This window comes from Terribacillus saccharophilus, from assembly GCF_002272745.1.
GTDB classification, from domain to species: Bacteria; Bacillota; Bacilli; order Bacillales; family Amphibacillaceae; genus Terribacillus; species Terribacillus saccharophilus_B.
The window spans coordinates 98,332-110,046 of the sequence record NZ_NPBD01000018.1 but is presented as its reverse complement, the minus strand read 5'-3'; the positions used below and the strand labels follow the sequence as shown (position 1 = coordinate 110,046).

Sequence of the window (11,715 nt, the reverse complement as noted above, 5' to 3'; positions counted from 1 at the left end):
TTCACTCATGCATTAGCGTGTCAAAAGCTGTTTTTTAAGCTCCTCACTGATTTCATTGGATCGTTCCGCTGCAGAAAGAATCGCCTTCGTTATCGCTTCTCCTGCTCCAGCATCATTCAGTGCTTCAAGTCCGGCTGCAGTTGTTCCATTCGGAGAGGTCACTTTCTTCCGCAGAATAGCCGGCTCTTCTTCCGTTTCCATTAGCATTCTTGCAGCTCCAAGCATTGTTTGCGTTCCGATCTTTCTTGCTGTATCAGGGTCAAAGCCTGCAGCTACTCCCGTTTCCTCAAAATGCTCAATCAGTTTATAGAAATAGGCAGGTCCGCTGCCAGCCATTCCTGTGAAAACATCCATATGCTCTTCTGTAATTACAAAAGCCTCGCCAAAGGTTTTCACCAGTTCTGTGACGTCTGTAAGCTGTTCAACGGATACATGTGTTCCAGGTGCAATTGCCGTAGCCGATTCACCAATGGTGCTGGATGTGTTAGGCATAATACGAACAACGGGTTGATTTTCTGGCAGGTAATGCTCGATTTGTTCATTCTGGATGCCCGCTGCTACCGATATGACCAGCTGGCCTTCCTGAACCTTATCCTGCAGATCGATTAATGAAGCAGTTATATCCTTTGGTTTCATAGCTAGTACGATGACATCCATACTGCGCCAATCCACCTCAGCCTGAGGAATTCCAGTAATAGCATAGCGCTCCTGCAGCTCACGCAGACGCTCCGAATTGCTTCGATTCGTCACATAAACCTGCTCGTTCCGCATGCTATCTGACCTGTTCATCCCGGCAATCATTCCTTCTGCCATCGATCCTGCTCCGACATACAAAATCCGTTTGTTAGTTAAGATACCTAATCGCTCCTTTAGAGATAAATTATCGTTCCTTGTTAACAGTTATCTATGCTAACACTATAGGACACCATGTCAAGGAATGTCACAACAACAAAGCCCGTCCTATCAACGTTTCATCCCCATGAGCTAAGTATTGTAAACGCTTCATAAAATATTCTCCATCACGTTCATGGAATGGTCATAATATCCTTCATTTCCCTACTTGTAAGGGCGTGAAAATTGTCCTAAGCTTAGGCTTGTACTACTTTGCTTATTATTACATTTACTATAGAAGAAAAGGAGTTGTCCTATATGGAGGCACAAAAAGAGCCGTCGGTGTTGAAGAAGAAACAACAGAAGCGTCGGTCACTTTATCAGTCTGTTTGGCGCTGGCATTTCTATGCAGGTCTTATTATCATGCCATTTCTCATTATTTTGGCTATCACAGGCGGCGTTTACCTATTTAAACCTCAAATCGAAGCAGCCCTTTATAAAGACTATTATGAAGTCACTCCGCAAACTACTGTCACAACTCCATCTGAGCAAATTAATACCGTGGAAGCTGTGAACCCGAATGCAGCAGTGACGTCCTATCGTCCAAGTGACAGTCCGGACCGTTCAGCAGAGGTCGGTATTACAGAAGACGGTAAAGCTTATACCGTTTACGTTGACCCTTATGAAAATGTCATACTCGGGAAATTAGAAGATTCTTACAAACTCGTCAACGTATTTGAAAAGATTCATGGTGAGCTGCTTATGGGTACTGTCGGGGATCGTATTGTCGAGTGGGCTGCTTGCTGGGCGCTGATATTGATCATTACTGGCGTTTACTTGGGCTGGCCTAAAATGAAAGGGAAATCGAAAATATTTGGAGTCCTCATTCCCCGCTTGAACAAAGGGAAAAAGCTGCGGGCACGTGACTTGCATGTGGTGCCTGCATTCTGGATTTCGTTAGGTCTGCTGTTTCTGATTCTGACAGGTCTGCCTTGGTCAGGATTATGGGGAAACAATTTCCAAACGCTTACTACAAATGCAGGTGTCGGCTATCCACCTTCTGTGTGGGTTGGTGATGCTCCTGCTTCCGACGTGAAAACAAAGGAAATCGCAGATGTTCCTTGGTCAGCGGAGAACCTACCAGTCCCTATTTCTACAAATCAGCAATATACACAGCTTTCCGTCGATGATGTTGTGTCGATAGCTGAAGAAGAAGGTGTAAAACCTGGCTATAATATCATGATTCCGCAAACGCAGGATGGTGTATTCACTTTATCTGCATTCCCGCCAAAAGCTCGTGATGAAGTGACGATGCACATTGATCAGTATACTGGTGCTGTTTTGGCAGATTATCGCTATGATAATTATCATACGCTTGGAAAGGTAATTGCTTATGGTATTACGATTCATAAAGGAACGGAATTCGGTATCTGGAATCAGATTATCGGATTGCTTGTCTTGATTGGCATTGTCGGTATTGCTGTGAGCGGCTTTATACTATGGCTCTCCCGGAAACCAGAAGGAAAGCTGGGCTCGCCGAAAGCGCCATCCGACAAAGTCATGAAGGGTGTTATTGTACTGGTAATCATTCTTGGCATCATCTTCCCGCTTGTCGGAATCTCGATTATCGTCGTCTGGCTGTTTGATCGGTTTGTCATCCCGAGAGTGCCTGCACTGAAAAGGTTCTTCAATGCGTAAGAAAGGAGAAAAGCAGATGCGACTAATTAAATTTACACCGTTGTTACTGACGTTCTTTCTCCTTGCTGCATGCTCTGCCGATCCCGAAGCAGCAGATCATTATGCTAAACGGGAAGAAGTGAACGTCAACATCAAAGCTCCTGAATCCATCGAAGCAGATTCTACTCCGAAAATTGACGTAAAGCTAACGCAAGATGGTAAGTCACTTGAACAGGAAGCAACCGTCAATTTTCTAGTTTGGAAAGATGAAAACAAAGCAGATGCAGAAGAGATTCCTGCCTCAATGGATGCTGACGGAACATATCATCTGGAATACACCTTCTCATCGGATGGCGTATATTTTGTAAAAGCAGATGTGAAGGTCGATAATATCCATTTGATGCCGACGAAGCAAATTCGTGTCGGTGAATTGACTCAAGAAGAGATAGAAAAGATAAAACAGGAACAAGAACAGAAAAAACAGAATGATAGTGGAAGCCACCATCATCACTAATAGGAAAAAGCCGTATTTCTCGAGAATACGGCTTTTTAAATTGGAAATTTCTGTTACGATAGAACGGTAGCTTATACTTATGATGAAATGGTGACAAGCATGCAAAAACTGCAAACATATCTAGAAAAATTCGATTATATCTATTTCTCACTTATCATACTGCTCGGACTGGTCAGCCTAGTCAGTTTATATCAAGTACAACTCCTGCAAGGAGAATATTTCGTCCTGCAGCAAGTAGTTTGGTATGTGATCGGTTTAGGCGGCTGTTTTATCGTGTCTTATTTTCTCGATTTGGACATACTAAAGCGTTTATCACTTTTTGTTTATCTGTTTTTCCTGCTGTTGTTAGTAGGTATCTTGATTGCACCTGCCAACATCTCCAAAGAAATCAACAATGCATACGGCTGGTATACAATCGGCGGCTTTTCATTCCAGCCCGCTGAATCAATGAAAATCGGATTGATTCTGTATCTGGCACAAGTTATCAGTAAAGGGACGGATAGCTCTCCTACGCTAAAAGAGGAAATGCTGCTTGTCGGCAAACTGACGGTTATCACATTAATCCCTGTTGCTGTCGTGATGCAATTTCCAGACTTCGGTAACGCGATGGTTTACCTTGCTATATACGGGGCGATGCTGCTTGTTTCACGTGTCCGAATAAAAACGATACTGCTTATCTTTTCTGTTCCATTAACGATCATTCTTACATTAACAATTACATACTTCGTTGCAACTGACTTCTTCCTAGATCGAATACTCGGCATGCTGCCAAGCTATCAGGCAAGCCGATTCTATGGCTGGCTGCAGCCAGAGAAGTATACTATTTCCGGCTATCAGCTGAATCAATCGATCATGGCAATTGGATCTGGCAATGTGAGCGGCTATGAGCACATGCCGCATGTGCCATACGCCTATTCAGACTTGATATTCGCCGTCATTGGCGGTGTTTTCGGCTTTGTAGGAACAAGTATCGTCTTGCTGTTTTACTTTATGCTCATCTATAAAATCGTCATGATTTCTCAGCGGTATCATGATTCCTTCGGTACCTTGATTGGTGCAGGAATTGCTGGTTTCCTGACCTTTCAGATATTCCAAAATGTCGGTATGAGTATCGGATTAATGCCCGTCACTGGATTGGGATTGCCGCTTATTAGCTACGGAGGCAGTGCACTCGTTATTACACTCGCTTCTCTCGGATTAATACTTAATATGCGCGTTAATACGATGACGTTTATGTTCGGAAACAAATAGCGTTTACTTCTGCGAATATGTGCGGTATATTATATCGTAATTACTACCATTAAGGTGAGTGTATGCAGCATAAACAATACTTAGCGCTGGCTCTTCCGCTGACTCTATCTACTATTACAACGCCGCTTCTAGGTGTTGTTGATACAGCGGTTGTCGGCCAGCTTTCTAATGCTTCTTTTATTGGCGGAGTCGCCATCGGTACGATCATATTTAATACGATGTACTGGCTTTTTGGATTTCTTCGGGTGAGCACCTCTGGGTTCGCTGCTCAAGCATCTGCCAGTCTTGATACAGAAGAACATGTAATGGCGTTAATGCGTCCTTTCCTGGTTGCTTTTATTGTCGGCCTGCTATTCGTTCTCATACAGCAGCCAATTCTGCACTACTCTCTCTCCTTTCTAGGAGCAAGTGATGCAGTGAATAGTAGCGCTTCGGCTTACTTCTCAATCCGGATTTGGGGTGCGCCATTTGCGCTTGCCAACTATGTCATTCTTGGCTGGTTGATTGGCATGTCGTATATCAAAGCAACACTTGTTCTTCAGATAAGCACGAATGTGCTGAATATCATTCTTTGTATTCTTTCCGTACATGTGTGGGATTTTGGAGTGGCAGGTGTAGGTGCTTCTACGCTGGTTGCTGAAATTTTCTCTTGTGTATTCGGTATTGTCCTGCTGCGGAAATATGCCGGCAGCATCTGGCAGCATCCATTCATACAAGTTTTACGACGCGCTGTAGATCCTAAACCGATGTGGCGGATGATGAAGGTCAACCGCGATTTATTCATTCGGACAATATGTTTGCTCATTGTCTTTAACTTATTCACAGCAAAGGGAGCTGCGTTTGGGGAAGATATACTGGCAGCTAATGCTATTCTGATCCAGATTCACTATATGATGGCGTATTTCTTTGACGGCTTCGCTAATGCGTCTAGCATAGTCGCTGGTCGGGCGCTTGGGGAACGCAATGAAAAACTCTTTTCACAGTCTCTGCGTTTATCTCTGCAATGGGGGCTTGGTATTGGGGTGACGCTTGCACTTCTGTTCCTTGCTGGTCAGAAGTGGATTTATCCGTTGTTCTCCGATCAGCAGCATATTATTGAGCTGACGGGTTCCTATGCCAACTGGCTTGTTTTGTTTCCGCTTGTTGCCAGCCTTGGCCTTGTCTACTATGGCGTGTTCACAGGCGTAACGGAAGTACGCTTTGTCCGTAACTCTATGATTCTTGCTGTTCTGCTTTATTTAGCGGCGCTTTATGCTCTGCAGCCGCTCGGCAATCATGGACTATGGATCGCTTTCCTGCTGTTCAGTCTCGGGCGGTCCGTCTTTCTTATCATGTATGTACCAAAGCTGCGCCGGCTGTTCCAGCAGACGGCAGCAGCATAAGTCAGGCTTGATGGCCTCCGATTTTCGTGCTGCGTTCAATTGTCATTCCAGCAGCTGTATGGCTGCTGGCGCGCAGGATGGCAGTCGTACCAAAACGCGCCCGGATCTGATCCATTGTCCGACTGAGATCCTTCTGCTTGCTTTTGTCCTCAAACAAGCTTAGCTGCGTTGCTTCTTCATCGTATAAATTGGTCAGGGAGACAGACACCCGTCTGACTTCGTGGCCTTTTTGGTAGTGCTCGTGAAATAGTTCCAGGCAGAGCTTATACATATCTGTCGTCAGATTTGAAGGGCTCGTAAAGGAACGGGACCGGCTGAATCCGCCACCATGCTGACTGGCATACCCAACGGCCAGATGGACGGTATTGCCTTCCTTCCTATCTCGTCTTGCTCGTCTGCATGCCTCCTCGCACAGCTCCAGAATAATGGTCGGAATTTCTTCGCCACGGTAATTACGAAGCAGCGTAATACCGTGGCCGTAGCTTTTTTGTTCCTGCTTGACGAAATCACCGAGCACCTCGCTCTCATCAATTCCCCATGCATGCCAGAATAATTGCTCACCCATCACACCATACCGTTTCTTGAGTTGTTCCAAGGAAGTGTGAGCCAGATGTCCAAGCGTAACAATACCCATTCGGTTCAAATTACGCTGCATGCGTCGTCCAATCCCCCAAATATCCTGTATCGGTACCGGCCATAATAAACGCGGCACATCCTGATAATGGCAAACAGCGATACCAGAAGTCTGTTTCTTTGCATGAATGTCCATTACAACCTTGGCTAGGAATTTGTTATCCCCGATTCCAATGGCTGCCGTAACACCGAATTGCTCCAGGATATCTGCCTGCAGCTTGGTCGCCGTCTCTTCCGCAGTTCCGTGCAGCTTTTCTGTACCATCAAGTGTCACCCAGAATTCATCTACTGAATACACATGGATCGCTTCCATCGGGACATACTCATGCACAAGCTCAGTGATTGCTACCGAAACCTCCAGATAATCCTTCATATGCGCTTCGGCAATGACAATTTCCGGATCTTCCGGCAACTCAAAATAACGGCTCACATTGCTGACGCCATGCTTCTTCTTCAATGCAGGGCTGGCAGCAAGCACGATACTCCCTGGCCGCTTCGTATCCCCGACCACCGCAAGCAGTGTTGTCATCGGATCAAGACCGCGTTTCACACATTCCACACTTGCATAGAAGCTCCGCATATCCACACACAATACCTCATGCTGCTGAAATCCACTGTAATCCATCTTCTCCACCTCCAAAGGGAACAAATGTTCTTAATTTAGATTACCCGATTTGAGGCAGTTATAGTAGCTGTAATTTTTGGATGAAGAGGAAAAGGGAAAAAGATTGATCTAAACAAACAATTGTATTCCTTCTATTTGGTAATATAGTTAAAAGGATATCAAGTCAGCTGGGTGCTATATATTCGGTGAAAAGGATCAAAAAGATCAAACAGCGCATTAACGGTTCTGCTAATAGATAAACTGCCTCCAAAAATAGCGTAACCATAAACTTTTGGGTTTTCTGGGTTTAACAATTCCACATTACTCTCATCAAGTAAAGAAATGTTGCAGCGTCGCCCGGATACCGGCTGCGTAAGGTGTTCCGCATACCTGACTGTGCTTCTGTTTCGCCTCCTCCGTTGCATTAGCAACTAGGAAACCATTTCCTGCGTATCGCAGCATTTCAAGGTCATTTCCACTGTCTCCAAAAGCATAAATCTGCGAGGGCTCCACCATGCAATGATTTGCCAAGAACTGAACGGCCGCTCGTTTTCCAGTCCTTAACGGAATAAAATCCACATCATATGCCCCGTCTGGATCTCCTGCCAGTGGATTACATGCGTTTACATTCAATCCTACCTTAGCTGCAGCGGCTACCTGCCTTATACGATACATTACTTCAGCCAAATCATCTTCATTAGGAAAGTAATAGTAGTTCTTTTTGTACGAGCTCTGCCCATGCATCGTCTGTCGCTGTAACGCTATCCCATCCAAAGAGAGCATATGAATCAAATCCTCTACAAGCTGATTGAATTCTTCTTGAACAGGTAAATGCTGTTTCCAATCGTATATCTCCTTTAGTTCCCCACCAGCTGTTAGTTGGTACAGCTCCGTTCCCAGATTAGCTGCAATGAAATGGGGCATATAAGTCAGTTGTGCACGCTCCATTTTAGCAGCCAGGGCATTACAGTCACTTCCGGTAACCCACGCAATTTCAACATGATATTGCCTGGCAATCTGATCTAGATAAAGTTCCATAGCATGCAGATCCTCCAGCTGCCCTTTCTCGCAAGCATGAGGAAAATAAGTCTCATCAAAATCAAAACAAATAAGTGCCTTTGTGCTGTCAGTACTAGCGAAACATTTTTTCACACTCATTATTCAACCACCTCCTTTCCTACCATAAGAGATGGGAACGTTCCCAGGTCAACAAGAAAAGAGGTATGCTATGATAAAGCTACATTCACTGTCCAAGGAGCTGGTTGAATGCCTACTATAAACGACATTGCAAAGAAATGCGGTGTTTCCAAAAGTACTGTCTCTCGCGTATTAAATGGGCATCCTTATGTATCTGAACAGAAGCGGCAGAAGATCCTTTCTGCTATCGAGGAATCCGGATTCACCCCGAACAGCTTGGCTGTTCAATTTCGTAAGCGTAAAACCTCTGCGATAGGCATCCTAACACCTCAAGTCGATCATCCTTATTTCGCAGCACTGGTGCAATCATTATCGAATGCGTGTACAGCAAAAGGATGGAAACCCGTTATCTTTCAGACATTCGGTGATAAAAAACGTGAACTGGATGTATTCGTCAAGCTGAAACAGCGTGAACTGGACGCTATAATCGCAACTTCATCCGCACTGGAAGCTCCCCTATTAGCCCGTTGCCTAGAAAACGGTCCAGTACTTATTTGCAATGAGAAATATGAAATTGACACAACTGTATGCAGTCTAGATGAAGAGAGTGCCGCCTATAAATTAACCATGCATATGCTGCAAACAGGTAAGAAGCGACTCTTATTCTGTCTCGACCACACTTCCCCATCCCAAGAAGCTAGATATAAAGGTTTTCTAAACGCCTTAGCTACGAGAAATCTAAAGGAAGTCGGGAAACGTATAGAAGGAATGGTATCAATTGAGGATGGTATTCGTTTGGGTACTAATATATTTCATAATAAACAATTGCTGATAGATGGCATATTTGCTGGAAGTGACTTCGTTGCCGCTGGAATTCTGCATGTTGCAAAACAGTATCAAATCGCTGTGCCAGAAAAGTGCGCAGTTACTGGATTTGATAACCATCCTATCTCTCAGATTACCGATCCTCCGCTGACCACTTATGATAATGAGATAGAGGCCATGGCACGAAAGACTGTAGAACAATTAGATATGCAGCTGTCTGGTAACATTTATGTACCCAAACTATTTCAATGGCAAGGATATCTTGTACCGAGGCATTCCACATAAAAAAGACCCGTGCTCTCTGCACGGGTCATCTTTTTATGCTTCTATCTTTTTAAAGAACTGTGGCAAATGCTCTTTATGAGCCTCCAACATTTCATCCATTATTTTCTTCGCAATCTCATCAGAAGGTACAAGCGGGTTGATTGTCATTGCAAGCAAAGCAGTGTTGTAATCACCTGTTACAGCTGCTTCAGCTCCAACACGCTCGAATGATTTGATTTGCTGCACAAGTCCGCGCACTGGAACTGGAAGGTCACCGATACCGATTGGTTTTGGACCGTCTTTAGTGATGACACAGTTGATTTCGATGGCAGAGTCATTCGGAATGCTCTGGATAGCACCATTATTGATTGTGTTTACAGTCTGGATATCGCGTTTGTCGTTGTAGATGGAGTTGATCAAACTGCAGGCTGCGTCACTGTAGTACGCACCGCCACGCTTGGACAGTTGCTCCGGCTTATGTGCCAGATTAGGATCTTTGTAAAGCTCGAACAAATCGCGCTCTACACCTTGCACGACCTCGGCACGTGTTCCTTCGTTATCTGCTTCCTCAAGCTCTGCTTCCAGCATCTGCGAAGTCTTGTAGTAGTAACGGTGGTATGGACATGGGATAGCTTTCAAACCTTTGATAAAGCTAGGTTCCCAGTCAAGATTTTTGATGTTTCTCATCGTCATCTCTTTTTTATCGGCACTTGTCATTTTATCTAGCACGGTGTCCGTCACATTTTCTCCGTCCAAGTATACATTCAAGCCGAATACCATGTGATTCAAACCAGCAAAGTCGATGTGTACACGATCTCCATCAGCACCAAGCAGCTCTGCTACTTGCATCTTCATCATGATCGGCACGTTACACAAGCCGACGACATTTTTGATATTGGAATAACGAAGCACTGCTTCTGTTACCATACCCGCTGGGTTTGTGAAGTTCACGAGCCATGCATTCGGGCAAAGCTCCTCCATGTCTTTACAAATATCAAGGATGACCGGAATGGTACGCAGACCTTTGAACAAGCCTCCTGGTCCATTCGTTTCCTGTCCAATTACATTATATTTCAATGGGATTCTTTCGTCTTTCGCTCGTGCATCCAATAGTCCAACGCGGAATTGTGTTGTAACAAAGTCTGCATCTTTCAAAGCTTCACGGCGATCCAATGTCAAATGCACATCGATTGGCAAGCCTGCTTTTTTTACCATACGTTTTGCCATATTTCCTACAATCTCAAGCTTTTCTTTTCCTGCTTCTACATCAACAAGCCAAAGCTCTGTGATTGGCAATTCATCATAGCGTTTAATGAACCCTTCAACGATTTCCGGTGTGTAACTTGACCCTCCACCGATTGTAACGATCTTCAATTTTCCCATGATTAGTGCCTCCTATATGGTTACGTTTTTGATCTACAACCACAGCTTAAATGCTGGAATGCATCCCAGGTCAAGCACAAAATCGTAAGGAATTTGTAAACAGGATGTCTAAAGATTACAAAATGTTTATTTTCCGCTAAAATAAAGGTAAGAAAGCGATTTCTAAAGAGGTGATGTACATGAGTAATATCAAACAAATTGCACAGATGGCTGGCGTTTCCCGCAGCACTGTTTCACGTGTCCTCAATCACCATCCCCATGTCCATGAAGATACTCGGCGTAAAGTCCAACAAGTCATTAATAAGCTAGACTACATTCAAAACAGTAATGCAGTGCAGCTGAAAAAAGGCAGAACGAATACCATTGGTGTCGTTTCTCCTTCCATCAGTCATTATTTCATGCAAATTGTTCAAGGTATCGCCGACGCTGGCTCCTCCTGCCATTATCAAACCTTACTCTACCAAACAAACGAGAAAGCCGATCAGGAATTGCAGGCATTGGAAATGCTACGCCAAAAACGCCTGGACGGATTAATTATCCTGCGCTGCGGATTAGATTGGGAGAAAGTTGCCACCTATACAAAGTATGGTCCGATTATGACATGTGAGCCTCTGCAGCATCCACAGATCCAATCTATATATATGAATCACTACGAAGGATTTCAGCTCGGGCTTGAACATTTGATCGAAAAAGGCTATCACCGTATTGCCTGTACAATCGGAAGAGCGGAAAGCCGAAATAGTCTGGAACGGAAAAAGGCGTTTGAAGATATATTGCAAACACATAACCTTCCCGTCCATCCTGAATGGATCTTGGATGAGACATTCACTGTCGATGACGGACGCACCGCCCTGCAGAAGCTTCTAAATGGTAACGATATGCCTGACGCTGTCATCCATGCCAGTGATTACGTTGCAGCCGGCATGGCAGCCGAAGCACGGGCGCAAGGAATCAGTATTCCTGACGAATTAGGATTAGTCGGCTTCGAGTCCGACCAAAGCGATGTAGCTGGACTAATGGAGCTGACGCATGTCCGCAACCCACTCAAGCAAATGGGAGCAGAAGCGTTCCGCCGTATGTATGCAGTGTTGACGAAAGCGCCTTATACAGCAGCAGACTTGTCCTTCTCTCTGACAGAGCGTAAGTCTACAGCCAGAGATGTTAAGCAAATCCAGGTTTGATGAGGCTATCAAGAAATTCTATATATGTATAAT

The 11,715-nt window shown here is 44.6% G+C and carries 10 protein-coding genes; 6 read left to right on the top strand and 4 right to left on the bottom strand.

What is annotated here, in order from left to right; all coding sequences use genetic code 11:
- Nucleotides 1–12: 12 nt before the first annotated feature.
- Entirely contained in the window at nt 13–855 is an 843-nt protein-coding gene (proC, locus tag CHH58_RS16685) for a pyrroline-5-carboxylate reductase (protein ID WP_095233589.1), read from the bottom strand.
- Nucleotides 856–1,149: 294 nt separating this feature from the next.
- On the opposite strand from proC, the gene CHH58_RS16680 reads away from it, so the two are divergent.
- The 4 genes from CHH58_RS16680 to CHH58_RS16665 all read left to right on the top strand — a co-directional run bounded on the left by CHH58_RS16680 (nt 1,150) and on the right by CHH58_RS16665 (nt 5,655).
- Nucleotides 1,150–2,529, top strand: coding sequence for a PepSY-associated TM helix domain-containing protein (locus CHH58_RS16680; protein WP_095230531.1), 1,380 nt, complete (start codon nt 1,150–1,152; stop codon nt 2,527–2,529).
- A 16-nt stretch (nt 2,530–2,545) separates the two neighbouring features.
- The gene (locus tag CHH58_RS16675) at nt 2,546–3,022 is read left to right on the top strand and encodes a FixH family protein (protein ID WP_170937675.1); all 477 of its coding nucleotides are present in this window, start codon (nt 2,546–2,548) and stop codon (nt 3,020–3,022) included.
- A gap of 99 nt (nt 3,023–3,121) precedes the next feature.
- Complete coding sequence (locus CHH58_RS16670; RefSeq protein WP_170937674.1) at nt 3,122–4,273, top strand: FtsW/RodA/SpoVE family cell cycle protein; 1,152 nt, start codon at nt 3,122–3,124, stop codon at nt 4,271–4,273.
- Between the two features lie 62 nt (nt 4,274–4,335).
- Nucleotides 4,336–5,655 carry an MATE family efflux transporter gene (locus CHH58_RS16665; RefSeq protein ID WP_095233586.1) on the top strand — a complete coding sequence of 440 codons (1,320 nt, stop codon included), beginning with the start codon at nt 4,336–4,338 and terminating at the stop codon, nt 5,653–5,655.
- Between the two features lies 1 nt (nt 5,656).
- Here the strand turns inward: CHH58_RS16665 and CHH58_RS16660 are convergent, their stop codons facing one another.
- Complete coding sequence (locus CHH58_RS16660) at nt 5,657–6,913, bottom strand: DNA polymerase IV (protein ID WP_095230527.1); 1,257 nt, start codon at nt 6,911–6,913, stop codon at nt 5,657–5,659.
- A 309-nt stretch (nt 6,914–7,222) separates the two neighbouring features.
- Nucleotides 7,223–8,050 carry an HAD-IIB family hydrolase gene (locus CHH58_RS16655; protein WP_095262876.1) on the bottom strand — a complete coding sequence of 276 codons (828 nt, stop codon included), beginning with the start codon at nt 8,048–8,050 and terminating at the stop codon, nt 7,223–7,225.
- Between the two features lie 108 nt (nt 8,051–8,158).
- Between CHH58_RS16655 and CHH58_RS16650 the strand changes: the two genes are divergently transcribed.
- Nucleotides 8,159–9,139 (top strand): LacI family DNA-binding transcriptional regulator, encoded by a 981-nt coding sequence (locus tag CHH58_RS16650; protein WP_095262875.1) that lies wholly within the window; start codon nt 8,159–8,161, stop codon nt 9,137–9,139.
- Between the two features lie 33 nt (nt 9,140–9,172).
- Here the strand turns inward: CHH58_RS16650 and CHH58_RS16645 are convergent, their stop codons facing one another.
- Entirely contained in the window at nt 9,173–10,501 is a 1,329-nt protein-coding gene (locus CHH58_RS16645) for a 6-phospho-beta-glucosidase (protein WP_095262874.1), read from the bottom strand.
- 179 nt (nt 10,502–10,680) lie between these two features.
- On the opposite strand from CHH58_RS16645, the gene CHH58_RS16640 reads away from it, so the two are divergent.
- Nucleotides 10,681–11,682 (top strand): LacI family DNA-binding transcriptional regulator, encoded by a 1,002-nt coding sequence (locus CHH58_RS16640; RefSeq protein ID WP_170937673.1) that lies wholly within the window; start codon nt 10,681–10,683, stop codon nt 11,680–11,682.
- The last annotated feature ends 33 nt before the right edge of the window (nt 11,683–11,715 follow it).